Source organism: Noviherbaspirillum malthae, from assembly GCF_015352985.1.
GTDB lineage: Bacteria > Pseudomonadota > Gammaproteobacteria > Burkholderiales > Burkholderiaceae_D > Noviherbaspirillum > Noviherbaspirillum malthae.
In genome coordinates this window covers 1-25,554 of record NZ_JACYXF010000003.1, presented here as the reverse complement: position 1 = coordinate 25,554, position 25,554 = coordinate 1, and the positions used below count along the sequence as shown (strand labels likewise).

Below are 25,554 nucleotides of genomic sequence, written 5' to 3'. Positions count from 1 at the left end.
GGGATTCACCTTTTGCCGGGGTTGCCACTGCGGGAAGCGGGAGACTGTTTCTTCAGTGCCGCGATCTGCTCTTCGTAGGCACGCACGAAGGCTTCGCTGAACAGGGTTTCGAAGTCGTCCTCCGCTTCTCTGGAGACCGCGCCGTACAGCGACTCGAACTGTTCCCAAAGCCTGGCCTTGCGGTTCATCGGCAGCACGCCGCCGAGCAGCGATTTCGGCGCGAGGCGTGCTTCCAGCTGCTGCGGTTCGAAGCGCTGCAGCACGCCGGCCAGCGCCGCGCGCATGCCGCTGAGCACGCCCATCTGGTGGGCCAGCAGATCGCGTGCCGCATCCTCGACCGCGGCTTCCGGCGGCATGAAGCCGCGCGGCGTGTCGGCAGCCAGCAGGAAGGCGAGCGCGGCGCTGGCGTCAGGCGAGAACTTGAGCGGATTGTTGCCCTGCGCGGCGATGACCGTGACCGCCGCATGCATTTCCGACTTGAGCGTGGTGCGGGTCGCCAGCAGATCGATCATGCCCTGGGCCAGCAGGCGCAGCAGGCTGCCGATGCGTTCCATGGTCCGCTCATCCAGTTCGAAGTGCTTGCCGCTGACGGGGTCGCTCGGCGCCTCACGCAGCCCGGCGCCGGCCAGCAGTGCGGCGAGGAGAGCGGACTGCGATGCCGGCGGGAGGCTGGATGGCACGGAAAATGGAGCAGAAGGAGGGGAAGCAGGAAGCGGGGGCGGCAAAGGCTCTGCCGGGGCGATCGCCGCTTTCGGTGCAGGCGTGGAAGCCGGCTCATCCTTCGGCGGCAAGGGGCCGAAACTGGTTTCGGGCAGTTCGGCCACTCCGGGCGCGGGAGGCACCGAAGACGGTACCGGCACCGGGCGGGAAGGTGCTTCCCGGTGCCGTCCGGGATTGATCGCGGTGCTGCCCACGCCGTCGGAGCTTTCCCAGGAGCGGAATGCGGTGTCGCCTTCATTGGCGCCGGGGCCGGGCTGCATGCGTGCTGCCGGCAGGGGCATCGGCGTGTGAATCTCCGGCAGGTAGTCGGCCATCGGCGCATCGCTGCGGCGCGAGGCGGACTGCAGCGACAGCAGCGGGTCGGAAGACGCGGCGGTATTCGGCTGCACGGCCGGCGCTCCCATCGGAGTGCCGATGCCGAGAGGATCGGCACCCGGCTCGCCGAGGCCGAACAGCGCATCGATGCTGTCCTCCGGCTGCGCGGACGGTTGCGCGGGAGCCGCCGGCTGCCTGCGCGCCAGAAGATCCGGCAGCAGACAGGACTTGCCGAACGGATCGAAGTCTTCCGGTATCAGTCCGTCGCTGCGGCGCGCCGGCGTGAACGGATCGGCAAACGGTTCTGCGAGCGGAGCACTGTCCGGCGCAAGCTCAGGCGCGAGATCGAGATTGCGCGCGGTCGACACCAGTTCCGAGAAGGGACCGGCCTGTTCGCCGCCGCGCGGCGCGGTGCGCTGCTGCGGCATTTCCACCCGCAGCACATAGTCGCCGACATGCAGTTCGTCGCCGTCGGTCAGGGGCACCGACTGGCCCTTGCCGACGGCTTCGCCGTTGCGCAGGGTCGGATTGCCGCTGCCGCGGTCGGTCAGCATGAAGGCCTTGCCCGACCAGGTGATTTCCGCCTGGATGCGGGAGATGTGGCGCTCCGGATCGGGCAGCGCCAGCGTGCACTGGCTGCTGCGCCCGATGGTGCCGCCCGCCTCCGCGAATGCCGCCTCAGCGGCCACATCCGGCGTGCGTCCCTTGCAGCGCATGACCCGAACCAGCACCTCATCCTCCTATCTGCACGGTGAGCGCGCCGAGCGCGATGCTTCCGCCATGAGCGGTGGCATCGCCGATGCGCGCCGCCGGCAAGCCGCCGATCAGTACGCTGGCGGAACCCGAAACGATTACGTCCGGCATGGGCGCCGCGCAGATCGCCTGGTCGGTCATGCGTGCAGCGGGCAAACCTTCGATCAGCACCACGGGCATGCCGGGCGCGACGATCGGGCCGCCGACATGCGGGATCGGCGGCGTGCCCGGCGTCGCCATCGGGCACAGATGCATGTCGGTCAGCCGCGCGGCGTTGGGCATGTTCCATCCTCCTGGTGAGCGTCGGCAGTTTTCGGCTGCGGCGCCACCGGGTCGTGCACCGCCTTGTTGTCGAGGAAGAGTTCATCGATGCGCGACAGCGTGCGGTCGACCTGCATTGCGATCTGGCGGTTGGGCGCATCGGCTGCATCCTTCGGCGCAGCGGCCAGCTTGCGATGCGTCTCGGCCAGTTGATCCGCAAGGTGCCGGCGCGCCTTCATGAAGCGGTCCCTGGCTACGTGCTCGATGGCCACCTGCCTGCCGCCTGCATCATCCGGCGGCGCCTGCATGGATGCCTGCCTTTCCGTATCTCTCGCCGCATCCATCGTGGCTTGCCGCAGATACTTTTCCGACTGTTCCTGCGTCATGCGGCCCTTGCGCAGTTCATCCGCTGCGCGGCGTATCGCGCCCTGAACGGCGCCGGCTTCCTGCCGCTTGTGTTCTGCCTGTGCCTGCTGCGTCTGCAAACGGTGCCAGTCTTCGGCCGCGTAGACGGCAAGCTGCAATGCATGTCCGATGGCGTCGGACAGGCTGCGCGCCGCCTGATCGGGCGAGGCTGCGGCCGTGCGCGCGGCTTCCTGCTCGAGCGGCGAAGCCTGGCGCCACGCGCGGCGGAAACTGCGTCCCCATTGATCGGATTGATTGGCAAGATCGTTCATGGCAGCTTCACAAGAGATTGCGCGAATGCCCGGACAGCGAAACGAACAGGGCGCGCAAGGTGGCTTCCATGACCATCGCCTTGCATGGCGCGCCGATGTCCTTGCGCTGCAAGGTCTGTGCAATGGCCGAGATGCGGCGATTGAAATCCGTACCCAGATGCCATGCGCAGGCAATCCATATCGCGCAGTCGCGTTCTTCGCTGAAGCCGTAGCGGCGCGCGCGCTGCAACTGCTCCCTGATGGCGGCGGCCAGAACCTCGCCGTCGGCTTCATCAGTGGCTTCGCCTTCCGCCGACGGCGCGAGCGCAGCCATCATGCGCCTGACAAAGGCGGCCTCGGCGAACGTCTGCAACTGGCTTGCGCTAAATACCAGCATGGGCCACGGCTCCTTCGACGGCGGCATGACTGCTTTCAAACGCCATGCGGCCTTCGCGCGCATTCCATGCGAGGCTCGCTGTGCTCCCGCCGTCGACCAGGTGGATGCGTTCGATGCCGTGCATGAAACCTTCGGCCTGCGCGGGATGCAGGATGTCCGGCAGGCAGCGCAGTACGCGCGGGTCCCAGAAACGGAACCACCACTCCTCGCCGCGCGGTCCTCGCGTCTCGGCGAAGCGGCGCAGATGCCTCTGCAGCACGTTCAGCGCCAGCTCCGACTCGATCACATAGCCCCAGGACAGCTCGCAGCGCGCATCGATCCAGTCGACAATCGGCGAGCCCGGATGCAAGGCGATCAGATAGGGCGCGACATGCGCGAGGTCGGCATCCACATGGCCCGGCAGCAGGCAGGCGAAGCGGTCGCGTCCGAGCGCATGCATCGGCTCCAGCAGGCCGGCCAGCACCGCCGCGTCGGCCGCCGCGTGAAGGGTCCTGCGCGGCCGGGAGATGAGCAGTTCGGCAAGCGCACCCATGTCAGCCTGCCGCGGCAAAAGGCGTTCCGGAACGTGCTGCGTCGGCCAGCGAACCGGCGCGCGGCTGCTGGGTCGCCGGCCTGACCGGCGGCCCTTCGGCGATGGAGATGCCGGCCGCGTCCGCCGCCTGCTTCACCGCCTTCGGCTTGCCCGGCCGCGCCGGCTTGGCGGTGACCGGCGCGCCGCCGGAGTTGAGCATCAGCAGCGGCCCCTGGATGAAGATGCCGGCCGGGGTCATGCTGATGAAGGAAGCGCCGCAGCGCAGCGACAGGCCCGCGTCCGCATCCAGCGCAAGCGTCATGCCGGACTTGATGTCGATCGTGGTCTGCGCGCTCATGGCCATGCCGAGCTGGGCGGCCAGCGCGTACGACTGCCCGGTGCTGATCTCCATCGAACCGCCGGTGCCGATCAGGGCGTCGCCGTCCACCTGCACGCTGTCCGAGCCCAGCTGCATCATGCGGTCGCCGGCAACCCGCTTGCTCTCGCTGCCGTCGACGCTCAGGGTCCGGTCGCCGCCGATCACGGTACTCTGGTTTTGGCCCACCTTCAGATCGCGGTTCTTGCCGACCTGGATGTTCTGTGCCGCTTCGACGTCGAGGCTGTCGTTGCTGCCCACGGTACGCGTGGCATCGGCCTTCACCCGGATATTCATGTCCTTCTGCGCCTGCACATACACTTCTTCCTCGCCCTTGCTGTCTTCGAAGCGCAATTCGTTGTAATCGTTGACGCCGCCCTTGGGCGTGGAAAAGCTGCGCATGCCGCTGCGCGTCTTGTGCTCGGGCTGGGCATAGGGAATCTGGTTCTGGCCGTTGTACACGCTGCCGGTCACGAGGGGCCGGTCCGGGTCGCCGTCGAGGAACTGCACCACCACTTCCGCGCCGACCCGGGGCAGCGCCCAGAAGCCGAAGCCCTGGTTGGCCCACGGCTGCACGGTCCTGATCCAGCAGGAGGTGTCCTCGCCAGGCTTGCCGTAACGGTCCCAGTGGAACATGACGCGGATGCGGCCGTACTGGTCGGTATGGATTTCGTTGGCTTCGGGGCCGACCACGATCGCGGTCTGCGGTCCGGCGATCCTGCTCTTGGGCGTGATGCGCCCGGGCCGGAACTGCACGTCGGCCGGGATCGCGCTGAAGCGGCATTGCACTTCGCTGCCGCCGCCGCTGCCGGCATCCTGCGCATGGCTGACGAATCGGTAATCGGTGGCGGTGACGAGGAAATCGCCGTTCATGTCGGCCACCGGATGGCCCTTGACCTGGATCACATGGCCGATCTTCAGCGCGGAAGACACGCTCACGCCTTCATACTGCGCATGCTGTGCATGCATCTCCTGCATGCGCAGGTCGGCATAGGTGCGGCCTTCGTCGAGGCTGTCGAACTCGCCGGGATAGGCGTAGTGTTCCATGCCGTCCCAGGCATGGCCGGCGGCCTTGGCGCTGCGCGACTCGCAGGCCTGGGCCGGCCGGGTGAAGTCGAAGTCGCCCAGCACGGCGCAGCCGGACACCATGCCGTTCGCGCGTCCCCATTCCAGCAGGTAATCCTGCGGCCGTTCGGCGTCGCGTCCATGCGGATTGAAGCCGAGCGACTTCATCGGCGACGACAGCTGCCTGCTGACGGTATTGTCGTCGAGCAGGATCATTTTCGTCTGCGCGTTGGAGAGATGTTCGAAGAAGAAATAAATGCCTTCCTGTTCCAGCAGGCGCATTGCAAACTGCAGGTCGGTTTCCCCGTATTGCACGCAGTATTCCCATGGCTGGTGCGCCAGCGAGCCGCCTTTCATCTGCCAGTCCAGCGAAGGCACGGACGAGGCGACGGCTCCGAATACATCGGTCACCGGCTTGTTCTGGAAGATGCGGGCATCGCTGCGCAGGCCGAGCAGCGCGAAATCCGGCTGCACCTCGAACCAGTACGCATGGCGATGCCCCTGCACCGCGCCGCGTCCCATGCGCAGGATGACGCCGTTGAAGCGTCGCTCGATCTTGTCATGCAGGAACAGGCAGGCGCCGAAACTCTTGCCCAGATAGTCGCGCGGCTGAAGGCTGCCCTGGCCGCAGAGCACATGAAAGCGGAATGCATAGACCCGGCCGAGCTGTTCGGCAGCCGACAGCGAGACCAGCTCGAACAGGGAAGACCGGTCGGCGCCGTCAAGAAAAAGTTTGCAGAATGCGGTCATGCCGGCTTCTCTCGCGCTGGATTGAGGCATCGGCGCACCTGCTTCGCCCACGCCTGTGTTCCTGTTTTTCTCTGTTCGCTTGTGCCCGAGATCGAGCATCTCAATAATCGTCTCTGCAAGCCATACGACTGAAGTACAACGCCCGTCGCGTTTCCTCGCCGCGTGCATCGACGGGAATTGACCGTACGCAAGATGGCGTGTCCGGCTTGAAGGCTTAATATGCACTCGAAGCCAATCCAGACTGCGGCATTGCCGAGCACACCGAGAAAGCAGGAATTTCCGTCCAATCCGCCATGTCCAGCACGAAGCACGATCTCCCGTTTGCTCAAGCAGAAAGCCTCCGGTCGAATTTACAGGATCGGCGCGGGCTTGCCGCGCCGTACAGATTCGCAGCACGGCAATGGCGGTAGGCGCGATCACCGGTTATCACATCATCGTCAATGCCCGTTCCGGCAGGCGTGATGCCGAGGGTAAATGCGCGGTCATCCGCGAAGTGCTCGACGCAGCGGGCATCCGTTACCAGCTGCATGTGGTGAAAGATGCGCGCAGGCTGCGCGATACCGCCGACCGGGTAGTGCAGGATGCCCGGCGCGACGGCGGCGCGGTGGTGATCGCCGGCGGCGACGGCAGCATCAATACCGTCGCGCAGGCGGTACTGGGCAGCGGCTGCGTTTTTGGCGTTTTGCCGCAAGGCACATTCAATTATTTCGGACGCACCCACGGCATTCCGGAAGACTTGGCCGAGGCGACCCGGGGGCTGCTGAATTCCGAAGTGAATCCCGTGCAGGTCGGCCTGCTCAACAACCGCCTTTTTCTCGTCAATGCCAGCCTCGGCCTGTATCCGAAGCTGCTGGAGGACCGCGAATACTACAAGCGGCAGCTCGGCCGCAGCCGCCTGGTGGCGCTGTGGTCTGCCCTCGTGACGCTCTGGCGCAGCCATCGCGTCCTGAGGGTGCGCATCGAAGGAGAAAGCGCGGGCCGCGACATCGTCACGAAGACCGTCTTCGTCGGCAACAATGCGCTGCAGCTGGAACAGGTCGGCATACCGCTGGCACCCCAGCTCGAAAATGGCCGGCTGGCGGTCGTGACCCTCAAGCCTGTCGGGCCGATGGCCATGATAGGCCTGATGCTGCGCGGGGCCTTCGGCAAGCTCGACGAAGCCGATAGCGTGGTCAGCTTCGCGGCGCGGGAACTGACGGTCAAACCGAAGTTCGTACTGTCTGCCTGGACCAAGGTGGCGACCGACGGCGAAATCTTCTGGCTGCGCGCACCGCTGAGGTTCAAGGTGGCGTCCGAGCCGCTGCTGCTTCTCAAACCGCCGCCGTCGCCTTCATGATCATGCTGAACCCGAATTGAACAATTGAAAGCCCGATGGCAGACACCTTCAGAAAACTGCTGCACTACCTGAGGCTGGTGCCGCGCCGGCGCTGGCTGGACATATTGATCCTGTTCATCGGCGTGCTGGCGCCGCTCTTTCTGTTCGGCGAACTGGCGGAGGAAGTGCTGGAGAAGGAACCGTTCGCGATCGATCGCCCCATCCTGCTGTTCATGCAGCAACACGCAACGCCGCTGCTCGACCGCGCCATGGTGTTCATTTCCGAAGTGGGCTCGATACGCGTGCTCGGACCCTGCGCACTGCTGCTGGCCGTCTATTTCATCATCCGCCAGCATTGGGCGCGGCTTGTGTACTGGGTTTTGGCATTCGGCGGCGCCATCCTGCTCAACATGGGAGCGAAACAGCTCTTCAGCCGCACCCGGCCCGACCTGTGGATTTCAATCGCGCCGGAAACCTCCTACAGTTTTCCCAGCGGACATTCGATGCAATCGATGGCCTTCATCACTGCGCTCGTCATACTGGCCTGGCACAGGCCAGCCCTGCGTCCCTGGTCTGTTGCCGGGGCGCTGTTTGTCGTGCTGGTCGGCCTGTCGCGGGTCTATCTCGGCGTGCACTTCCCGACCGATGTGCTGGCCGGATGGACGGCGGCGCTTGCATGGTGCACCGGGCTCGCATTTGTGTTGCGCAGGCGGTTGAAGGTCGAACGCAAGTTGGGCAAGGCGGCCAAGGCCGGCGGGCCGCGCTGAACGCGCGGCCCGCATCGTCCACTTACCGGCCGCCCGTGCCGCCGGTATTGGCCGCGTCGCGTGCGCCGCTGGTGCCGCCTCCGGTCAGCGAGGTCCCCGAGCCGGAAGACGTGCCGGTACCGGTACGGGTATCGTCCGCACTGGCGGCCTCCCCCAGACCGGTGCCACCCGCCGCCACAGCTCCCGCGCCGGGACTGACCCGGTCGCCTTCCACGGCACCGCCGGGCGCGCCTGTCACGCCTTGGGCATCCGCCGTTTCCCGTGCACTTGGACCGCCGGGGCCGCCGTGCTTGCTGCCTGCAAGGCTGGCTCCCGCCGCCGCATCCGTCCCTCCGCCTGCGCCGGCGACGGCGGCATTGCCGCCGTGGTGCACCTGGTCTGCCGGCGAGGTGTTGCGTTCATCCTGCCTTGCGGCGCGGGCGGTGCCGGTTTCCGTAACAGGCACGGGGTTGTCGGCAGGCAGGCGGCTGTCGGATTCCCTGCCTGCTTCGTCGTGCAATGCATTGGGAACGGCGACTCCGGGCTTGCCCGGTGTCTGTGTAGGTTGGTTGGGGTTCATAAACGTGTTGCTCCGAATTGATGAGATGATCCGTTTCGATTGCACCATCGTGGCAAAGTTGCCATCAAAAGCAGACTGCCGGCGTACAGAACTTGCAGCCGCAATGGCGCATCTCGATACGAGCGGATTGCGGATCAACACAGCAATCGCGCACCTATTCATGAAGGAGCAGTGCAGACGTGCAAGAACAGGCCGAAAGCGACACCGCAGCGAAGGAGGCGCGGGTGCCCATGCGTTTTTCCCAGATCGATACCCTGCGCGGACTGGCCGTGTTCGGCATTCTGGCCGTCAATATCTGGTCCTTCGTATGGGGGTTCGGCACGCTGCGCTACGGCGTCCTGCCCGATGCTGCGACGCTCGCCGACAAGGCCGCAGTGTTCTCGATCGCGTTTCTTGCCGAGCAAAAGTTCTATCCGATATTCGCTTTTCTGTTCGGTGCAGGCTTCGCGCTGCAGACCGCTTCGCTGCGTCAGAAGCTTTCCGACTGGAGCAGCGTGCGCCGCGTGTACCGCCGCCGGCTGGCGGCCCTGCTCATGCTGGGCATTTTGCACGGCACCCTCATCTGGGCAGGCGACATCCTCACCATCTACGGCAGCGTCGGCTTTCTCATCGTCGGCATGGCGGGTGCTGTGCGCGAGCGCATCGGCACCAACCTGTGGAACTGGTCGGTGGTCTGGCTGGCGCTGATTGCCTGCAATGTTGCGATGGCGCTCACCGCCTATACCGACAGCGACCCGTACACCTTGGGCGCGAGGCTGATGGGCGAAGCCCGGTCGACGCATGAGGCTTATGCCTACGGTTCCTTGCCCCGGCTGATGCTGCAAAGGCTGATCGACTATACCGCCGTGACGCTGAATTCACTGTTCCTGGTGCCGCATGTGCTCGTGCTTTTCCTGCTTGGCATCTACACGGTGCGCGACGGCTGGCTGACCGAACCGCAACGCCATGCGAGCCTGTGGCGCAGGGTATGCCTGGCCGGCTACGCCGTCGGCATTCCGTTCAACCTGCTGTGGGCAACAGTGGTGCTGACCGAAGCCGAAAATCCCTTCGATGCAGATGCCCATGGGCTGACCGTCTATTCCCTTTTGCCGCTTGGCGGCTCCTTCCTTGCGGCGGCCTATGTGGCCACCGTCATGCTGGCGGCCGCGCGAGGGTCGGCGCCGCTGGAACGCTGGCTGGCGCCGGTGGGCCGCATGGCGCTGACCAATTATCTGACGCAGTCTGTCATCGGCGTACTGCTGCTGCAAGGGTTCGGGCTGGGCTGGGGCAGGCAGGTGGCCGATGCGCCGGCGCTGGTGGTGCCGCTGATCGGATTCATCATGCTGTGCCAGGTATGCTTCTGCCGATGGTGGCTGGCGCTGCATGCGCAGGGGCCGGTGGAATGGCTGATATCGCGGTATGTGCGACGCGGAATCTCAAGGGATTGATTGCGGATGGAGAGGGGGTTTCCGGACGCGCAGGCGAAGAGTTCGAATGGCGTCCGGAAGTGACTTGCGAGTGATTTGCGAGTGATTTGCTTATGGGGACTTACTTGCAGGTCATGCAGACGATGACCTGATTGTCGACGGCGACGACGCCCGGCACCTTTTTCGCGGCGGCTGCCGCTTTCTGGAATGCCGTGACCGACTTCACTTCGCCTTTCAGGCGGACCTTGCCCTGTTCCGATTCGGGTGTGATGCCGGCTGTTTCGGGATCTGCCGCCAAGGCAGTCTTGACGCCCTGGGTGATGGCTGCGTCACTGGTCGCCGCCGAGGCAGCGGCTTGTCCGCCTGCCTGCGCGGTGCCGGCGCTGCCGCCCGTTCCTGCGCAGCCGGCGAACAGGACAGCCGACATCATCAGGCCGATCAGATTTGCTGCTTTCATGGAATTCTCCTTGTCTTGTCGTTGGTTTATGGTTGCCGATAATTTACCTTGGAATTCATCTTTCTGCTCGACATGATCGCCACTGAGGAAAACTGCTCCGGGATGGAACGAGCGGCTCGCCGCATCTGTTGCTGATCCGGCGCAGCTTCCAACCTGGAGCAGGCGCTTCATCGCTCTGTACTCGTCCTTCTTGGTAGATAAGGAAAAGCCTTTTACGTGGACCAATGCGACTACGTCCTCTTTCCGGAGGCGGGGGAAGGCGGAGTGACATGAACCATCGCATCGGTTTGCGCTAATGAAGCTGACCTGGCTTCCAAGCCCAGTCGTGTGTACAGAGTGAGGGGGTAGGACGGAGGGCGGCGGCAAAACCTCATGCTGTTATGCCGCCGCCCTCACCCCCTGCCCCTCTCCCGCCTGCGGGAGAGGGGGGATCCAGTCGGCTCCATGACATTGTCAATTTTGACAATTCCCTTTCCCATCGCAGTTCCCTCCAAATCTCAACAAATCTCAACATCCAGCGGCCGCTCGAACCGCCGCTTTTCCAGTTACCACACATAACTAAGTAATCGATCTTCACTGCCTGGCGATGAAAACCTGGCGCTATCGCAGACGGTTGCTTGGATCGAGCGGGAAGAGTGGCGGCCGACGGGGACGCCACGCCGGGGAGCGGCAAATGCCTTTGAAGGCATGCGTTCACCGGCCTTGCCATCGAAACTCCATATCAATTTGTCCATTGTTGTTTCTCTTGAAAGGAAGCTTGTATGAAGAACCAATTTTTCTCCGGTGTTGTTCGTTTTCTTCGTGACGAAGAAGGTGCTGCTGCCGTCGAGTACGGCCTGATGGCCGCGCTGATCGCAGTAGTCATCGTGGCTGCAGTCACGAGCGTCGGCAACCGCGTCTGCGAAACGTTCAAGACGATTGCAACCACCCTCGGCGGTACTGCGGGCGTCACCTGCGCTTAATCACACTCGCAGAAACGGGCCTCCGATCCGGCATGGCTATGACATGCCGGATTCGGCCAAACAACCAACAATCAATTTCAACCCAATCACCCGAAGGCCAATCATGGAACAACTCAATCCTGCGCTGATCGCCGACGGTGTGCTGTGCCTGCTGGGCGCATTGCTGGCCGCTGCAGTCTGCAGCGACCTGAAGTCCCGGCGCATTTCGAACAAACTCGTCCTTGCTGGCATCTTCGCCGGATGCCTGCTCAATATCGTCCTGCCCGAAGGGAACGGCTTCCTCAGCGCCTTGCCCGGCGCGACAGGAATCGGTGCGGCGCTTGCGGGACTGGCGACCGGATTCTGTCTCATGCTGCCGATGTATCTGCTGCGCGCACTCGGAGCGGGGGACGTAAAACTCATGGCGATGGTAGGCGCCTTCCTGGGACCTGACGCGATGCTGCGCGTCGTCCTGGCGACCTTCATCGCGGGCGGCGTGCTGTCGCTGGTTGTGACCGTCTACGGCGGCCAATTGCGCCGCCTTGCAGACAACCTGCGCACGATGCTGCTGGCCAGCTATTTCAGGCTGGCGATGAACGAGATGCCGACCATGGCAGCCATGCCCGAGTCGGCGGGAAAGATGCCGTATGCAGTGGCGATCGCGGCGGGAACGCTGTTCTGCATCGCCATCAAGCGCAGCGGCGTCGATCTTCCATGGATTGCGAGCGCATTTTCATGACGGCCGGCCAGACGGCACACAAACGATTCCAGGCAATTTCTAGACGAACAAGGGAGGAAGTATGAAAGGCTCAAAAGCCATGGTAATGATCGGCGTGTCCTTCGCCGCTGCTGCCGGCGCCGCCGTGCTGGCGTCGCAGTGGATGAACCAGCAGGCCGACCTGAATACGCGCAAGGTCATGGTCGCGTCGACCGACATCAATCTCGGCACGCGCCTGAGCGGCGATGTCGTGCGCCTGGCCGACTGGCCGGCCGACAGCGTTCCCGCCGGCGCATTCAGCGAGGCCAAGCAGATCGACAGCCGCGTTACCCGCGTGGCGGTGCAGCGCGGCGAACCCATCCTTGAATCAAAACTCGCGCTGCCCGGCGCGACCGGCGGCCTGTCTGCGGTGGTTGCCGAAGGCAAGCGCGCGATGACTGTACGCGTGAACGACGTCATCGGCGTCGCGGGTTTTGCGCTGCCGGGCAACTACGTCGACATCCTGGTCAGCACCCAAGGCGAGCGCCGCCCGTCCGACACCACCGATCAAAGCATTTCCAAGCTGGTGCTGGAACGCATCCTCGTGCTCGCCGTCGCCCAGGAGGCCAGCCAGAGCGACACCAAGCCCAAGGTCGTCAACGCGGTGACTCTCGAAGTGACGCCGGAGCAGGCCGAAAAGCTCGACCTCGCGCGCAGCGTCGGCCAGCTCTCGCTGGTCCTGCGCAACCAGATCGACCAGCAGCCGGCGGAAACCGCGGGCGCAACCAAGGCCACGCTGCTGTCGCAGGCCAAGCCCGAGACGCCCAAGGCGAAACCCGTGCAAGCCACGGCCGAAGCGGCGAAGCCTGTCAGCAAGAACGCCGGCGCGCCGCGCCAGACGGCTGGGAGCGAACAGTGCCAGTCGGTCCTGACCGGCTCCGGACGCATTACACAGTGCCGCTAAGCCGGCCCGGTTGAACGCGGCATCGCACAGATTTGATAAGGGGATAGGGAAATGAAGAATACCAAGCACACGCACGCACAATCGTTGCCCGAGCGGCAGCTTAACCAGGGCAGCAAGCTGTTCCAGCATTGCATCGCCGCGGCCGTGGCCGCCGTTCTGGCCGGTGCCGTCCATGCGGCGCCGACGCAAGCGGCGCCGGAAGCCGACAAGGCCAAGCGCACCGAAGCCGCTGCCGCCGCGTCCAGCGCCAAGGGCGCCGCCGTGCCGGTCTGCACCGGCGAGTTTCCGCATGCCGCCAATTTGCGGGTGGCCGAAGGCAAGTCCGCTCGCATCGATCTCGCCGCGCTGAAGCTGCCTTCGCCGGCATGGCTGCGCGCCGTGGCCGATCCCGAGATCGTCCAGATCGAGCCGCTGACCTCGGCCACGCCGCGCGCCATGTTCTTCGCCTTCGGCAAGAAGGTCGGTTCCACCAACCTGATGTTCCAGGACAAGAGCGGCCGCTGCGCGATGATTGAAATCGCCGTCGGCGTCGATACCGCCGCCGTGCTCGAAAGCCTGCGCGAACTGCTGCCGGAAGAGAAGGATATCAAGGTCAGCGCCGCGGCCGATTCGCTGGTCATCAGCGGCACCGCCAGCGACTCCGCCGCGGTCGACCGCATCCTGACGATTGCCAGCGCCTTCGTGCGCAAGGGCGCCAATGGCGCGGGCGGGGCAGGCGGATCGGGGGCAGGGAGCGGCGCGGGCGGCAACGGCTACGAGCGTATCGTCAACATGATGACGGTGGGCGCGCCGCAGCAGGTCATGCTGGAAGTGAAGGTGGCCGAGATTTCCAAGAGCCTGCTTGACCAGATGGGCGTCGGTCTGAACGCCACCGCAGGCAAGGGCAACTGGGCCCTCGGCCTGCTGTCGAAATTCAACGGCACCGGCAACGGCGGCCTGAATCTGACCAAGAACGGCGGCGACGGTTTCCTGCAGCTCGATGCCGCGCGCAAGAACGGTCTTGTAAAGATCCTCGCCGAGCCCACCGTCATGGCCATCAGCGGCCAGGACGGCAGCTTCCTCGCCGGCGGCCGCATCTTCATTCCGGTGGCGCAGGATGCCAACGGCAAGGTCACGCTGGAGGAGAAGGACTTCGGCGTCGGCCTGCGCTTCACGCCGACGGTGCTGGCCGGCGGCCGCATCAACCTGAAAGTGGCGCCCGAAGTCTCCGAACTGTCGCGCGAAGGCGTCGGCATCTCGTCTTCCGGCTCCGGCGGCAATGCCGTCCTGCCCTTGATCACCACCCGCCGCGCCGCAACGACCGTGCAGCTGTTCGACGGCCAGAGTTTTGCGATCGGCGGCCTGATCAGGAACAACGTGACGACCAACGTCAAGGCGCTGCCGGTTCTCGGCGAGCTGCCCGTGCTCGGCCCGCTGTTCCGCAGCAGCGATTTTCAGACCGACAAGACCGAACTGGTCTTCATCGTCACGCCGCGCCTGGTGAAACCTTTGCCGCAGACCTTCCCGCTGCCGACCGATCATTTCGTCGAGCCCAGCCGCGAAGAGTTTTTCCTGCAGGGCAAGATGGAAGGCCAGCAATCCCAGCCGGCCGCCGGCAAGCCGGCGAGGGCCGAGGCGCATCCCACCGGATTCCAGATCAAGTAATCACGCCAGGAGAAGACCATGACATTTGCAAAGCACACGGCCGCCCCGACGACCGCGATGACTCCAACAGCCGCGATTGCATCATTCGCATCGGTCATGTCGGCCGTATCGATCTCGTCAATCGTACTCGCGCTGCTTGCAGGCTGCACGCCGCTCACGCCGAATCTGGACAGCCAGTTCGGCAATGCGCTCGGCACGCTCAAGCGCAGCCAGATCGTCGATCCCGAGGCCTCGGCCAGCCAGGATAACCCGGCGCAGGACGGCAGGGCCGCCGCCGAAGCCACCAGCCGCTACGTGAAATCCTTCAACGCGCCGACGCCGCATCAAGGCGCGCTCATCGGCGGCTCGGGCGGCGCCCGCTAACCGTCCATCCGCAAGCGAACAGATCTTGAATCAGAGGAAAGCATGAACGACCTGAACATCGCCATCGCGTCCGCCGACAAGTCCCGACTCGACGAGATCGGGCTTGCGCTGGCATCGGCAAAGCGCCGTCTGCGCGTGACGGCCATGCAATGCGCGCCGCAGCGCCTCGGCGCGATGTCTTCGCAACTTTCGCAGCATGCGGCCGACATTCTCGTTGTCGACTGCCGGGACGGCGACGCCGGCGCGCTGCCGGTGCTGGAGCAGATCGGCATCCAGTATCCGCGCATGGCGATGGTCGTTCTCAGTTCCTGCGAGTCGGCCGACTTCCTGCTGCAGGCGATGCGCTGCGGCGTGCGTGAAGTGCTGCCGTCCAACGCCGACGGCGCAGCCTTCCATGCAGCCATCGAGCGCATAGCCGCCAAGGCGGTCAAGGCCGGCGCGCAGCAGGAACAATCCGGCAAGGTGCTCGCCTTCGCCTCCTGCAAGGGCGGAAGCGGCGCCACCTTCCTCGCTGCCAACCTCGGCTATGCGCTGGCGGCGCAAGGCGATGCGAGGGTTGCGCTGCTCGATCTCAACCTGCAGTTCGGCGATGCGGCCCTGTACCTGTCGGACGGCAAGGCGGCCGCCACCATCGCCGACGCGGTGCAGGACATCAGCCGCCTCGACGAGGCGTTCCTGAAAGCCAACATGATGCAGGTGCGCTTCAACCTCGACATGCTCGCGGCGCCGGTTGATCCGGCACGCGGCCTGGAGATCAAGCCAGAGCATATCGATGCGCTGATCGCGCTGGCAGTCCGCCACTACGACTACGTGATCCTCGATCTCGGCCGCAATCTCGATGCATTGACGATCCGCGCGCTGGACCATGCCGACACCATCTTTGCCGTGGTCCAGGCGACCTTGCCGTTCGTGCGGGGCGCAAAGCGCATGCTCGGCATTTTCGAGTCGCTGGAATACCCGCCGCAGAAAGTCGAGCTGGTTCTCAACCGCTTCGAGAAGGACGCTGCGCTGTCGGTCAAGGATTTGGAATCGGCCTGCGGCGCATCGATCCGCCGCACCGTCGCTCATGAGCCGCATGTGGCGGAAGCCGCGGCCAACCAGGGCATCGCGGTCATGAAACTGGCAGGCGGCAGCTGCATCGCCAGAAACCTGGAGAACTGGGCAGCCGATCTGCTCGGCAAGGCGCCGGTGGAAGAGAGCCGCTGGTTCAACCGCATCCTGAAGCGCGCCTGAGCGGCGCATCGGAACATTTTCGATCAAGGGGAAAGACATGTCGTTAAGAGATCGCCTGCAAATGCATTACGGAGAGGCCGCCACGCAGGAAGAGCCGGCCGCTTTGCACAAGAACACACGAGACAGCCAGGCTTACCAGGATATCAAGCTGCGCGCGCACCTGGCCCTGCTGGACCAGATCGACCTGAAGCTGGTCGAGAAGCTCTCGCCGACCCAGCGCCGCGACGAGCTCAAGTGCGTGGCCGAAAAGGTGCTGGTCGCGGAGAACGTTGCACTCAACGATGCCGAGCGCAAGAACGTCGTGCGCGACGTGCTCGACGAGGTGCTCGGTCTCGGTCCGCTCGAGCCGCTGCTGGCCGATCCGAGCGTGTCTGACATTCTCGTCAACACCTGCGACCACGTCTACGTGGAACGCCGCGGCAAGCTCGAAGAGACCGGCATCCGTTTCAGCAGCAATGCCCACCTGATGAAGATCATCGACAAGATCGTATCCGGCGTGGGCCGCCGCATCGACGAATCCAGCCCCATGGTGGATGCCCGCCTTGCGGACGGCTCGCGCGTCAACGTCATCATTCCCCCGCTCGCCGTCGACGGACCGGTGATGTCGATCCGCCGCTTCGGCGCCAAGGCGCTGGGCATGCAGGACCTGATCGCCCTGCAAAGCCTCACGCCGCCGATGGCCCAGCTGCTGGAGGGCATGGTGAAGGCACGGCTGAACGTGCTGGTCTCGGGCGGCACCGGCAGCGGCAAGACCACCATGCTCAATATTCTTTCCGGCTGCATCGGCGCCGACGAGCGCGTGGTGACCATCGAAGACACCGCGGAGCTGCGCCTGCAGCAGCCGCACGTGGTGCGCCTGGAATCGCGCCCGGCCAATATCGAAGGCAAGGGGGAGATCTCCCAGCGCGCGCTCGTAAAGAATGCGCTGCGCATGCGCCCGGACCGCATCGTGGTCGGCGAGGTGCGCGGCCCGGAAGCCATCGACATGCTGCAGGCGATGAACACCGGCCACGACGGCTCGCTGGCGACGCTGCATGCCAACACGCCGCGCGATGCGCTGCTGCGCCTGGAGAACATGATCGCCCTGACCGGCATCTCGCTGCCGGCCCGCACCACGCGCCAGATGATTTCTTCCGCGGTATCGGTGGTGCTGCAGGTCGGCCGCCTGTCGGACGGCAAGCGCCGCGTGCTCAGCGTGCAGGAGGTTACGGGCATGGAAGGCGATGTCATCACCATGCAGGAAATCTTTTCCTTCAGGCAGACCGGCATGGCAGCAGACGGCAGCGTGCGCGGCTATTTCTGCGCTACCGGAACCCGCCCGCGTTTCTGCGAGCGCCTGCAGCTCAAGGGCATCACGCTGCCTGAAGGCATCTTCGACCCGCAGCGCCATTACGACGTGAAGGCTTGAGGACGAGACATGGATATTCTTTATATCTCCGCGGCCTTCGCTGTCTTCATCTCGGTGGCCTTGCTGATCGAGGGCCTCTATCTCTGGTGGAGTGCTTCCTGCAGCCAGGGCGCGCGCCGCCTGGCGCGCCGCCTGCGCGAAGACCATGGCGAGGCGCCTGCCGAAGTCACGCTGCAGAAGCGCCGCCGCCTCAGCGGCAACCCGCAGGTCGAACGCCTGCTCGGCAATTTCAAGGCGGCCGAGGGCCTGGCCCGCCTGCTGGAACAGGCCGGTTCGCCGATGACGGTGGCGCGCTTCTTCCTGCTGTGCGCCGCCGTATTCCTCGGCGTCGTCCTGGTGCTCGGATTGCGCGGCGCATCGCCGCTGCTGAGCATTCCGGTTGGCTTGGCGGCCGGCGCCGTTCCGCTTTTCCTGTTGCTGCGCCGGCGCACGCGCCGCCTGGCGACCATGGAACAGCAGCTGCCCGAGGCGCTGGAACTGATCGGCCGCGCCCTGCGCGCCGGCCATGCGCTGCCGACCGCCATCAAGATGGTGGCCGATGAAATGCCCGAACCGCTCGCCGGCCAGTTCCGGATCGTGCACGACGAGGTCACCTACGGCATCACCATGCAGGAAGCGCTGAAAGGCCTGTCGAACCGCATCCCCGGCAGCGATGTCGGCTACTTCGTCGTCGCCACGCTGATCCAGCGCGAGGTGGGCGGCAATCTCACGCAGCTGCTCGATGTGATCGCCATGATCGTCCGTGAACGGCTCAAGCTCGCTGCTCAAGTCAAGGTGTATTCCGCGGAAGGCCGCCTGTCCGCCTGGATCCTCGGCCTGCTGCCGTTCGGTCTGGGAGCGGTGCTGTATCTCGTCAACCCCAACTTCCTGGCGCCGCTGTGGAAAGACCCGGCCGGCATCAGGATGATCGCCGTCGTCGCCGCCCTGATGGGCATCGGGGTTCTCTGGATGCGCTCGGTCATCCGCATTCGTGTTTGAAGCAGGAGAGGAAGCCAACATGTTCACCAAATCCGCATTACTGTTTGCCGTCGTATTCCTGGCGGTGTTCGCAGCCTGCATGCTGCTGGGCCAGGCGGTCTCCGCCGGCAGGACACGCCGCCGCGTACGCGCCCTGGCAACCGAAGGCGCGCAGGGAAGTGCGCCCGCGTCCGAATGGGTCGCCCGCGTCGCCCGCATCTCCGGTCCATTTGCACGCCTGTCGGCACCGGCGCGCCTGGAGGAAGTCTCCGCGCTTCGCAGCCGCTTCATCCAGGCAGGCTATCGCAGCGAGCACGCGCCGACGTTCTACTTTGCATTGAAGGTGCTGCTTGCGGTTGCGCTGCCGGCACTCGCATGGATGGCATTCATCCTGGCCGGTTCCGGCGCCACGCTGAAGACGCTGCTGGTGGCGATTGCCGCCGCGGCGATCGGCTATGCGTTGCCCAACGTCTTTCTCAACTTCAGGATCGCCCGCCGCCAGCGCGAGATCTTCGAGAACCTGCCGAACGCGCTCGATCTCATGACCGTCTGCGTGGAAGCCGGCCTCAACACCGACATGGCCATCGGACGCATCGCCGATGAAATGACCGCGGCTTCGCCGGTCCTGAGCAGCGAACTGCACCTGGCCACGCTGGAACTGCGTGCCGGCAGCAGCAAGGAAACGGCCTTGCGCAACCTGGCCATGCGTTCCGGCGTCAATGAGGTCGATTCACTCGTGACCATGCTGATCCAGGCCGAGCAGTTCGGCACCAGCATCGCCGACTCGCTGCGGGTGCATGCCGACCATTTGCGCACCAAGCGCCGCCAGCAGGCAGAGGAACGCGCCGCCAAGATTGCGCTGAAGCTGCTGATGCCGCTGATCTTCTGCATCTTTCCCGCGCTGATCCTGATCATGCTGGGGCCGTCCTTCCTGCAGATTACCCGGGTGCTGATGCCTTCTCTCGCTGCGCAGTGAATCATTTGGGCCCTTGGAACCACTCACAGATATTACGACTTGTCATTCAAGGAAAACCGCCATGAACACCACCAAGCTTCTCGCCCCGATCGCCTGCGCCGTTTCCATGCTGACCCTGCTTGCGCCGGCCGCTTATGCCGCCGCAGCTGGCCAGGGCATGCAGCCGGGCGATGAACTGCGCATCGAACCCGTCATGACCGTCCGTCATTCGGACGACAGCGCAGACGCGATGTACCTCCTCGGACGGCATCACCAGCATGCCAACCGCCTGGAAGACGCTGCCTTGGCCTACCGCGCCGCGCTGGAAAAGGATGAGCACCATCTCGAGGCGCGCAACGCCCTGGCCACGGTTTACTTCGCACAGAAAAACCTGATTTCAGCGGTGGCCGAGTTCAAGACCGTCCTGCAGCAGCAGCCGGAACTTTCGCATGTGCGCAGCAACCTGGGATATGCCTATGTCCTGGAGGGCAAGTACGCCGCCGCGATGCCGGAGCTGGTGGAAGCGATTATGGCCGACCCGACCAATACCCATGCGTTTGGCATTCTCACGCTCGTTTATGAGCGCCTGAGTGCGATGGTGAAGGAAGGCGGTGCACACCGGGCTGCTGCCGATGCTTCCTTCGCGTCCGCTGCCGTTGCGGCTCCTGCTGCGGCTTCCGTGGCAACCGCCGCGGCGCCGACTGCAGCAACCGCAGATGTCCCGGCAGCGGCGCCGGTGGACGGCGAGGCAACGGAAACGGCGCAAGCCTTCCGGGAAACACCGGAAATGCAGGCATTGCCGGTGGCGCAAGCCATTCCCAAGCATGCAGCATCGCCGGACGCGACGACTGCAGACAAGCCGGAATACAGCCTGACAACAATTTCTCCAAAAGGCGGTATCGCCATCGAGATCGCCAACGGCACGCGCGATGACGCGATGGCAGACCGCATCGCCGAAGGTCTTCGCCGGAACGGCGTAAACGTAGCCCGCACAACCGCGCTTGCACCCTATACCCAGCAGCGAACCGTCATCCTGTACCGCGACGGCTATCGCAAGCAGGCGCTGGAGGTGAGCAGCATGTTTGCGGTGCCGCCGGCGGTCGTCAACAACACCCGCACGCGCGATGCCGGCGATCGTTCCACGGTGCGCCTCGTGCTTGGCAAGCGTTCGGTTCTGGCGAGCATCCGCACGACCCAAACGCATACGCAGCTCGCTTCGGCGCGCTGACAGGCCGCTGAAAGGGAGACAAGCATGCAAGCAGCCCACCGGACAAGATCAAGGCACTGCCAGCGCGGCGCCTCCGCGGTCGAATTCGCGATCGTCGCGCCCATCGTGTTCTTTCTGCTGTTCGCCATCGTCGATTTGTGCGTGCTGTTCTGGGTCAACCTGACCATGCAGCATGCGGTACGCGAAGGCGCCCGCTATGCGGTCACCGGCCTCAGCGATCTCGCACCGCAGGGCAGCGCGCAGCGCCACCTGGCCGTGATCGAAAAGATCAAGGAAAACTCGATGGGCCTGTACGATCGCATCTCGCCGCGGATCAACGGCATCGGCTACGGCAATCCGGACCAGTACGGCGCAGGCATGTTCGGTGCGTCGGGACAGGTTTTCGTCCTGCGCCTGGAAGGCACCTGGCCGCTGATGACGCCGGTCGTGCAGCCTTTCTTCGAAGACGGGAAATACCGTTTTTCCGTCGCCGCCACCATGCGCAACGAGGAATTCTGATGACACGCCATTCACATCGCTCCATTCGCGGGGGCGCCGCGGTCGAATTCCTGTTCTGCCTGCCGCTGCTGCTCCTGCTGCTGTTTCCGGTAGTGGATTTCGCCCGCGTCATCCAGGCCAACATGATTCTCACCAGCCTCGCCCGCGAAGGCGCCAACCTGGCGGCGCGTACCGCGCTGCAGCCGCAGGAACTCATGGAAACCCTGGCCGCCACTGCGCAGCCGCTCGACATGCGTACCAACGGCATGATCCACGTCACCAAGATTCTCGCCTCGCGCAGGAACGGCATCAGCACCAACGTCGTGATCGGCCAGACGCGCTGGAACGGCGGCGCACATGTACCGGAGAAAGGCGCCTGGGCTTGCGGCAGCGTCGGAACCTATTGGGATGCGCAGGGGAACTGCGCAGGATTTCCGCCGCTGGCCGGCGCACCGGAAATCGATGCCTTGAACGGACAGCTGAAAGACGGCGACGTGGTCTACCTGGTCGAAGCGTTCTACCGATTCCCGCTGCTGTTCGGCAGCCTCGACCTGGGCGACTTCGCCTTGCCCGGCCTGAACCCGAATCTCTACGCAATGACGGTTTTTTGATCGTCCTGCACGGAAAACAGCATGAATAAAATCACACAGAAAAAGCAGGGCGGACAGGTTTTCATCGTTCTGGCGATCTGCCTCGTCGTCCTCGTCGGTGCGCTCGGACTTGCGGTCGATTCCGGACTGGGCTACCTGGTCAAGGCCAAGCTCAATGCGGCAGCCGATGCCGCGGCCGTGGCCGGCGCCCGCGCCGTCGTGCACGGCGAGACGGAAAGCGAGCAGCGACAGGAGGCGGAAGCCGCGGCGCGCAAGTTCTTCGCCGCGAACTATCCGGCCGATTATCTCGGCTCCAGCGCTGACATCCGCGGCATCCAGGTGGATTTCAACTCGCTGGCGCGCGGACAGATCACCGTGAAGGTCGACGCCCGCGCTACGCTTGCTATCAGCTTCATGCGGGTGTTCGGCTTCAATACGCTCGATATCGATGCCGTCGCACACACCGTCCGGCGCGACATCGACATGGCCTTCGTCATGGATACCTCGAGTTCCATCATTCCCGTGGCGGCGGAAGTGCGCCAGCATGCGGCCGCTTTCATCGACGGCTTCAGCAGCACCACCGACCGCATGTCCCTGATCCGCTTCTCCAACGGCGCCGAAGTCACGGAGCCCATCCGCACAGGTATGATGCGCGGCTTCGACAAGCGCCGCATCGTGCAGCAGATCCAGGGCCTGCAATTCCAGGGCGCCACCAATTCCGTCGAAGGAATGTGGCATGCCCGCGAACAGCTCAACCGCGTGACGGCGCCCAACCGTTCCAGTCTGCGCGTGATCGTCCTGTTTTCGGACGGCACGCCCAATGCCCTGGCATCGTTCTTCAAGTTCCAGCCGTGGGCCAACTGCACGTCATCCGGTGTGCTCAGCACGACTGACGATATCTACATCCGCGAATCGCCGCGCGGACTGTGGAACCAGAACCGGGCACAGGAGTTCGTCGGCGGAGGCTGCGCGCAGAACCGCAATGTGACATCCATCCTCACGCCGAACGCGCTGCCCGACTGGTACAACGCACACGGCGTCAATGACCGCGAGTTTCCCATCGTCGGCAGCGGCCCGCGTCCGGTGCAGAACGATACGGGCACGCCGGAGCGTGCCTTCGTCAACATCAACCACGCGGCAAGGAACATGATCGAAGCGCTGGCCGCGCGTGCGCGTGCCGAAGGCATCCATGTCTTCACGCTCGGACTCGGCCCGCTGCTGCAGCAGATCAGCGGCCCCGAACTGTCACCGGAAGATACCGGCGAGAACATCATGAAATGCATGGTGACTGCATATGAACTGGAAAGCGCGGTGCCGGCCGCAGGAGGGCCGGCCGCCGACGCAGGCATGACGCCGCGCGACATCCTCGGCGAGATCTGCACGCCCTGGTGCATCCTCGTCATCGGCAATCTGGATGCCGGTCCGATGCGCTTCACCGAACTCAAGCGCGCCATCGACGGCATTTCGCAGCGCATGCTGACCGTGTCCCTGAGGGCGCTGGAACGCGAAGGACTGATACTGAGAACCGTGGACGCGGGAAAGCCGATCAAGGTGACGTACACGCTGACTGCGCACGGAAAATCATTCGTCGGGCCGGCCAAGGCGCTGATTGATTGGGCAACGGAACATACGAAATCCGCCGGCGCGTCGGCAGCGTAGTCCGTGCCGCATAATTTTCGGGAGAACGGGGCGCTTGAATTTTCCCCAACGCGATTCCCTCTGCATGCAAACAGATCCGATGGTAATATACGAAACGGCTATAAACCATATATTCGGTGAAAGACATGGGAATCCTGAAAATTTCTGAGCAGATGCACGAGAACCTGCGTTCCAGCAGCGCGGCGCTCAGCCGCTCCATCAATGCGCAGGCGGAACATTGGCTGCGGGTCGGCATGCTGGCCGAACTCAATCCTAACCTGTGCTACGGCGAAATCTGCCAGCTGCTGATCAAGGCGCATCAGTCCGGCGATCTGATCGCCCCGGTCATTCAAGCCGCTGCCGAGCCGGAGGCAGCATGACGCTCAGAAACAACGTTCCCATCCGTTCCGCTGCCGAGATCGACATGGCAAGGCGCGCGGGCGCACTCGCGGCCGATGTCCTCAGGATGATCGCGGAACACGTCAAGGCCGGCGTATCCACGGACGAGCTCGACAAGATCTGCCACGACTACATCGTCAACGAGCTCAAGGCGATTCCCGCCAATGTCGGCTACAACGGCTTTCCCAAGACGGTCTGCACCTCGGTCAACCATGTCATCTGCCACGGCATTCCTTCCGACAAGCGCCTCAAGGATGGCGACATCATCAACATCGACGTCGCCGTCATCAAGGACGGCTGGTACGGCGATACCAGCCGCATGTATTTCGTCGGCCCGCCGAGCATACTCGCCAGGCGCCTGGTGCGCACCACCTACGAGGCGATGCGCGCCGGCATTCTCGCGGTGCGCCCCGGCGCGACGCTGGGCGACGTCGGCCATGCGATTCAGACCGTTGCCCACCGGGAGGGGTTCAGCATCGTGCGCGAATACTGCGGCCATGGCGTCGGGACCATCTATCACGACGAGCCGCAGGTGCTGCATTACGGGCGGCCGGGAACCGGCCTGGTCCTTGAGCCGGGCATGATCTTCACCATCGAGCCCATGCTCAACGCAGGCAGGCCGGCGACGAAGCAGCTGTCCGACGGCTGGACCGTCGTGACGAAGGACCGCTCCCTCTCCGCGCAGTGGGAACACATGGTGGCGGTGACCGAGAACGGCTTCGAGATACTGACACACTGGCCCGACGGCTACGGCGACTACGCGCCCATCACTGCGGAATCGGCGCTTCCGGCGGCTGCGGCCTGACTCTTGCACATCGCCTTATGAAGGGAATGCGTGACGCGCCCAACAGTGGGGGCGTCACCAGCCTGCGTCAGTCGCCCTTCGGCACGGGAGGGAAAAATGCCCGGATATCTCCTATGCGGTCCTGTCCCGCCACTTTCTGGTAGGCGGTCAGCAAGGGTCCGGGGTCGAGGTGCGGCACCGGCGTGAAGCGCTTGTCGCCGGCCTTGGCGAGATCCCAGTTCTCGAAGCCGCATAGCAGCGGGTCGACATCCAGGCTGACATAGTTGCGGCACACGAAGGGTCTGTGTTCATAGATGGAACAGGCATCATCTACCAGGAAAGTGCACGGCGTGTCGCGGCCGAAGTCATGTATGCGGGGCGGCACGTAGTCAGGCCGCAGCTGCACCGCGGGACGGCCGATCGCGTGCCCTATCGCATCCGCCTCCGTCTGCGACATCATGACCCGCTGCTTGCAGCACGCGGAGCAGCCCTGCTTGCATGCGGCATGCTCACCCGCGTACGAGCGTACCTCGGAAACCAGTGCCTGGATGCGGATGATCTTGTTCCTGCGCGAGCCGCCTTCCGCAAGCACACGCTGCAGCTTCGCCACCAGCGCCGGTTCGGAAGGCGCAATGGCCTGGTCTATCCGGCGCGTTACCGCCGGGACGCGCTCTTCCAGCGCAGCCTTGCGCGCATCGATGCGCGCGAATATGTCTTCCATGATTGCCTTCCCGTTTTTCCGGATCATGCCACGAACGCAAGCGCCGGACAATGTGCCGCCAACCGTGCTTCACATCAGGGTGTACATGACCGGCTGCATGGCACCGTTTTCACTTGATTAAGAACGTGATCGATATTTTTCTGTCCAAACCAGGTTTGTAATGACATTGATCCGGAATGAGCAGGAAGTATTATCCAAGCGATATCAGTCGTGAACAGTTTGACCAAGTTCGTCCCCTGTTGGAGGG

27 protein-coding genes are annotated in these 25,554 nt (G+C 64.3%); 18 read left to right on the top strand and 9 right to left on the bottom strand.

What is annotated here, in order from left to right; genetic code table 11:
* Positions 1-5 precede the first annotated feature (5 nt).
* From tagH to IGW03_RS06560, 6 genes are read right to left on the bottom strand one after another with little or no spacing between them, the layout of a single operon-like run.
* The gene (gene tagH, locus IGW03_RS06585) at positions 6-1,766 is read right to left on the bottom strand and encodes a type VI secretion system-associated FHA domain protein TagH (RefSeq protein ID WP_194721744.1); all 1,761 of its coding nucleotides are present in this window, start codon (positions 1,764-1,766) and stop codon (positions 6-8) included.
* Position 1,767: 1 nt separating this feature from the next.
* Positions 1,768-2,070, bottom strand: a complete 303-nt coding sequence (locus IGW03_RS06580; protein ID WP_194721743.1) for a PAAR domain-containing protein — start codon at positions 2,068-2,070, stop codon at positions 1,768-1,770.
* The gene (locus tag IGW03_RS06575) at positions 2,049-2,726 is read right to left on the bottom strand and encodes a hypothetical protein (protein WP_194721742.1); all 678 of its coding nucleotides are present in this window, start codon (positions 2,724-2,726) and stop codon (positions 2,049-2,051) included. Before IGW03_RS06575 ends, IGW03_RS06580 begins: the two co-directional genes overlap by 22 nt.
* 7 nt (positions 2,727-2,733) lie before the next feature.
* Entirely contained in the window at positions 2,734-3,102 is a 369-nt protein-coding gene (locus IGW03_RS06570) for a hypothetical protein (RefSeq protein ID WP_194721741.1), read from the bottom strand.
* Positions 3,089-3,634: a DUF4123 domain-containing protein gene (locus IGW03_RS06565; protein WP_194721740.1), complete on the bottom strand. Its 546-nt coding sequence runs from the start codon at positions 3,632-3,634 to the stop codon at positions 3,089-3,091. Before IGW03_RS06565 ends, IGW03_RS06570 begins: the two co-directional genes overlap by 14 nt.
* Position 3,635: 1 nt before the next feature.
* Entirely contained in the window at positions 3,636-5,834 is a 2,199-nt protein-coding gene (locus tag IGW03_RS06560) for a type VI secretion system Vgr family protein (protein WP_194721739.1), read from the bottom strand.
* A 370-nt stretch (positions 5,835-6,204) separates the two neighbouring features.
* Between IGW03_RS06560 and IGW03_RS06555 the strand changes: the two genes are divergently transcribed.
* Together IGW03_RS06555 and IGW03_RS06550 are read left to right on the top strand one after the other, a co-directional pair.
* Positions 6,205-7,140, top strand: a complete 936-nt coding sequence (locus IGW03_RS06555; RefSeq protein WP_194721738.1) for a diacylglycerol/lipid kinase family protein — start codon at positions 6,205-6,207, stop codon at positions 7,138-7,140.
* A gap of 35 nt (positions 7,141-7,175) precedes the next feature.
* Positions 7,176-7,886 (top strand): phosphatase PAP2 family protein, encoded by a 711-nt coding sequence (locus IGW03_RS06550; RefSeq protein ID WP_194721737.1) that lies wholly within the window; start codon positions 7,176-7,178, stop codon positions 7,884-7,886.
* Positions 7,887-7,908: 22 nt separating this feature from the next.
* Here the strand turns inward: IGW03_RS06550 and IGW03_RS06545 are convergent, their stop codons facing one another.
* On the bottom strand, positions 7,909-8,445 hold the full coding sequence (locus IGW03_RS06545; RefSeq protein WP_194721736.1) for a hypothetical protein: 537 nt from the start codon (positions 8,443-8,445) through the stop codon (positions 7,909-7,911).
* A 179-nt stretch (positions 8,446-8,624) separates the two neighbouring features.
* On the opposite strand from IGW03_RS06545, the gene IGW03_RS06540 reads away from it, so the two are divergent.
* Positions 8,625-9,872, top strand: a complete 1,248-nt coding sequence (locus IGW03_RS06540) for a DUF418 domain-containing protein (RefSeq protein WP_323744939.1) — start codon at positions 8,625-8,627, stop codon at positions 9,870-9,872.
* Positions 9,873-9,972: 100 nt separating this feature from the next.
* Here IGW03_RS06540 and IGW03_RS06535 read toward each other — a convergent pair whose 3' ends face one another.
* A complete protein-coding gene (locus tag IGW03_RS06535; RefSeq protein ID WP_194721735.1) occupies positions 9,973-10,308 on the bottom strand; it encodes a BON domain-containing protein in 336 nt (111 codons plus the stop codon).
* 761 nt (positions 10,309-11,069) lie between these two features.
* Here IGW03_RS06535 and IGW03_RS06530 point away from each other — a divergent pair.
* From IGW03_RS06530 to map, 15 genes are all read left to right on the top strand, one after another.
* Positions 11,070-11,270, top strand: a complete 201-nt coding sequence (locus IGW03_RS06530; RefSeq protein ID WP_194721734.1) for a Flp family type IVb pilin — start codon at positions 11,070-11,072, stop codon at positions 11,268-11,270.
* Positions 11,271-11,373: 103 nt separating this feature from the next.
* On the top strand, positions 11,374-11,988 hold the full coding sequence (locus IGW03_RS06525) for an A24 family peptidase (RefSeq protein WP_194721733.1): 615 nt from the start codon (positions 11,374-11,376) through the stop codon (positions 11,986-11,988).
* Positions 11,989-12,049: 61 nt separating this feature from the next.
* Positions 12,050-12,910 (top strand): Flp pilus assembly protein CpaB, encoded by an 861-nt coding sequence (gene cpaB / locus IGW03_RS06520; protein ID WP_194721732.1) that lies wholly within the window; start codon positions 12,050-12,052, stop codon positions 12,908-12,910.
* A gap of 51 nt (positions 12,911-12,961) precedes the next feature.
* Complete coding sequence (locus IGW03_RS06515) at positions 12,962-14,554, top strand: type II and III secretion system protein family protein (RefSeq protein ID WP_194721731.1); 1,593 nt, start codon at positions 12,962-12,964, stop codon at positions 14,552-14,554.
* Between the two features lie 18 nt (positions 14,555-14,572).
* Positions 14,573-14,917: a hypothetical protein gene (locus IGW03_RS06510; protein WP_194721730.1), complete on the top strand. Its 345-nt coding sequence runs from the start codon at positions 14,573-14,575 to the stop codon at positions 14,915-14,917.
* A 42-nt stretch (positions 14,918-14,959) separates the two neighbouring features.
* On the top strand, positions 14,960-16,150 hold the full coding sequence (locus IGW03_RS06505; RefSeq protein ID WP_194721729.1) for a CpaE/TadZ family protein: 1,191 nt from the start codon (positions 14,960-14,962) through the stop codon (positions 16,148-16,150).
* Between the two features lie 37 nt (positions 16,151-16,187).
* Positions 16,188-17,558 carry a TadA family conjugal transfer-associated ATPase gene (locus tag IGW03_RS06500; RefSeq protein ID WP_194721728.1) on the top strand — a complete coding sequence of 457 codons (1,371 nt, stop codon included), beginning with the start codon at positions 16,188-16,190 and terminating at the stop codon, positions 17,556-17,558.
* A gap of 9 nt (positions 17,559-17,567) precedes the next feature.
* Complete coding sequence (locus IGW03_RS06495) at positions 17,568-18,536, top strand: type II secretion system F family protein (RefSeq protein WP_194721727.1); 969 nt, start codon at positions 17,568-17,570, stop codon at positions 18,534-18,536.
* Positions 18,537-18,555: 19 nt separating this feature from the next.
* Positions 18,556-19,491 carry a type II secretion system F family protein gene (locus tag IGW03_RS06490; protein ID WP_194721726.1) on the top strand — a complete coding sequence of 312 codons (936 nt, stop codon included), beginning with the start codon at positions 18,556-18,558 and terminating at the stop codon, positions 19,489-19,491.
* A 61-nt stretch (positions 19,492-19,552) separates the two neighbouring features.
* Positions 19,553-20,698: a LytR C-terminal domain-containing protein gene (locus IGW03_RS06485; RefSeq protein WP_194721725.1), complete on the top strand. Its 1,146-nt coding sequence runs from the start codon at positions 19,553-19,555 to the stop codon at positions 20,696-20,698.
* Between the two features lie 24 nt (positions 20,699-20,722).
* Positions 20,723-21,196, top strand: coding sequence for a TadE/TadG family type IV pilus assembly protein (locus IGW03_RS06480; RefSeq protein WP_194721724.1), 474 nt, complete (start codon positions 20,723-20,725; stop codon positions 21,194-21,196).
* A complete protein-coding gene (locus IGW03_RS06475) occupies positions 21,196-21,786 on the top strand; it encodes a TadE/TadG family type IV pilus assembly protein (protein ID WP_194721723.1) in 591 nt (196 codons plus the stop codon). The genes IGW03_RS06480 and IGW03_RS06475 overlap by 1 nt, the downstream gene beginning before the upstream one ends.
* Before the next feature lie 21 nt (positions 21,787-21,807).
* Positions 21,808-23,424 carry a winged helix-turn-helix transcriptional regulator gene (locus IGW03_RS06470; RefSeq protein WP_194721722.1) on the top strand — a complete coding sequence of 539 codons (1,617 nt, stop codon included), beginning with the start codon at positions 21,808-21,810 and terminating at the stop codon, positions 23,422-23,424.
* A gap of 125 nt (positions 23,425-23,549) precedes the next feature.
* The gene (locus tag IGW03_RS06465; protein ID WP_194721721.1) at positions 23,550-23,783 is read left to right on the top strand and encodes a ParD-like family protein; all 234 of its coding nucleotides are present in this window, start codon (positions 23,550-23,552) and stop codon (positions 23,781-23,783) included.
* Positions 23,780-24,607: a type I methionyl aminopeptidase gene (gene map / locus IGW03_RS06460; RefSeq protein ID WP_194721720.1), complete on the top strand. Its 828-nt coding sequence runs from the start codon at positions 23,780-23,782 to the stop codon at positions 24,605-24,607. Before IGW03_RS06465 ends, map begins: the two co-directional genes overlap by 4 nt.
* Positions 24,608-24,674: 67 nt before the next feature.
* Here map and IGW03_RS06455 read toward each other — a convergent pair whose 3' ends face one another.
* Complete coding sequence (locus IGW03_RS06455; protein WP_194721719.1) at positions 24,675-25,307, bottom strand: YkgJ family cysteine cluster protein; 633 nt, start codon at positions 25,305-25,307, stop codon at positions 24,675-24,677.
* Between the last annotated feature and the right edge of the window lie 247 nt (positions 25,308-25,554).

Excerpts from the sequence above, each read along its gene's own strand:
- IGW03_RS06580 (WP_194721743.1), bottom strand. The coding sequence starts at position 2,070 with ATGCCCAACGCCGCGCGGCTGACCGACATGCATCTGTGCCCGATGGCG.
- IGW03_RS06575 (WP_194721742.1), bottom strand. The coding sequence starts at position 2,726 with ATGAACGATCTTGCCAATCAATCCGATCAATGGGGACGCAGTTTCCGC.
- IGW03_RS06570 (WP_194721741.1), bottom strand. The coding sequence starts at position 3,102 with ATGCTGGTATTTAGCGCAAGCCAGTTGCAGACGTTCGCCGAGGCCGCC.
- IGW03_RS06565 (WP_194721740.1), bottom strand. The coding sequence starts at position 3,634 with ATGGGTGCGCTTGCCGAACTGCTCATCTCCCGGCCGCGCAGGACCCTT.
- IGW03_RS06560 (WP_194721739.1), bottom strand. The coding sequence starts at position 5,834 with ATGCCTCAATCCAGCGCGAGAGAAGCCGGCATGACCGCATTCTGCAAA.
- IGW03_RS06555 (WP_194721738.1), top strand. The coding sequence starts at position 6,205 with ATGGCGGTAGGCGCGATCACCGGTTATCACATCATCGTCAATGCCCGT.
- IGW03_RS06550 (WP_194721737.1), top strand. The coding sequence starts at position 7,176 with ATGGCAGACACCTTCAGAAAACTGCTGCACTACCTGAGGCTGGTGCCG.
- IGW03_RS06545 (WP_194721736.1), bottom strand. The coding sequence starts at position 8,445 with ATGAACCCCAACCAACCTACACAGACACCGGGCAAGCCCGGAGTCGCC.
- IGW03_RS06535 (WP_194721735.1), bottom strand. The coding sequence starts at position 10,308 with ATGAAAGCAGCAAATCTGATCGGCCTGATGATGTCGGCTGTCCTGTTC.
- IGW03_RS06530 (WP_194721734.1), top strand. The coding sequence starts at position 11,070 with ATGAAGAACCAATTTTTCTCCGGTGTTGTTCGTTTTCTTCGTGACGAA.
- IGW03_RS06525 (WP_194721733.1), top strand. The coding sequence starts at position 11,374 with ATGGAACAACTCAATCCTGCGCTGATCGCCGACGGTGTGCTGTGCCTG.
- cpaB (WP_194721732.1), top strand. The coding sequence starts at position 12,050 with ATGAAAGGCTCAAAAGCCATGGTAATGATCGGCGTGTCCTTCGCCGCT.
- IGW03_RS06515 (WP_194721731.1), top strand. The coding sequence starts at position 12,962 with ATGAAGAATACCAAGCACACGCACGCACAATCGTTGCCCGAGCGGCAG.
- IGW03_RS06510 (WP_194721730.1), top strand. The coding sequence starts at position 14,573 with ATGACATTTGCAAAGCACACGGCCGCCCCGACGACCGCGATGACTCCA.
- IGW03_RS06505 (WP_194721729.1), top strand. The coding sequence starts at position 14,960 with ATGAACGACCTGAACATCGCCATCGCGTCCGCCGACAAGTCCCGACTC.
- IGW03_RS06500 (WP_194721728.1), top strand. The coding sequence starts at position 16,188 with ATGTCGTTAAGAGATCGCCTGCAAATGCATTACGGAGAGGCCGCCACG.
- IGW03_RS06495 (WP_194721727.1), top strand. The coding sequence starts at position 17,568 with ATGGATATTCTTTATATCTCCGCGGCCTTCGCTGTCTTCATCTCGGTG.
- IGW03_RS06490 (WP_194721726.1), top strand. The coding sequence starts at position 18,556 with ATGTTCACCAAATCCGCATTACTGTTTGCCGTCGTATTCCTGGCGGTG.
- IGW03_RS06485 (WP_194721725.1), top strand. The coding sequence starts at position 19,553 with ATGAACACCACCAAGCTTCTCGCCCCGATCGCCTGCGCCGTTTCCATG.
- IGW03_RS06480 (WP_194721724.1), top strand. The coding sequence starts at position 20,723 with ATGCAAGCAGCCCACCGGACAAGATCAAGGCACTGCCAGCGCGGCGCC.
- IGW03_RS06475 (WP_194721723.1), top strand. The coding sequence starts at position 21,196 with ATGACACGCCATTCACATCGCTCCATTCGCGGGGGCGCCGCGGTCGAA.
- IGW03_RS06470 (WP_194721722.1), top strand. The coding sequence starts at position 21,808 with ATGAATAAAATCACACAGAAAAAGCAGGGCGGACAGGTTTTCATCGTT.
- IGW03_RS06465 (WP_194721721.1), top strand. The coding sequence starts at position 23,550 with ATGGGAATCCTGAAAATTTCTGAGCAGATGCACGAGAACCTGCGTTCC.
- map (WP_194721720.1), top strand. The coding sequence starts at position 23,780 with ATGACGCTCAGAAACAACGTTCCCATCCGTTCCGCTGCCGAGATCGAC.
- IGW03_RS06455 (WP_194721719.1), bottom strand. The coding sequence starts at position 25,307 with ATGGAAGACATATTCGCGCGCATCGATGCGCGCAAGGCTGCGCTGGAA.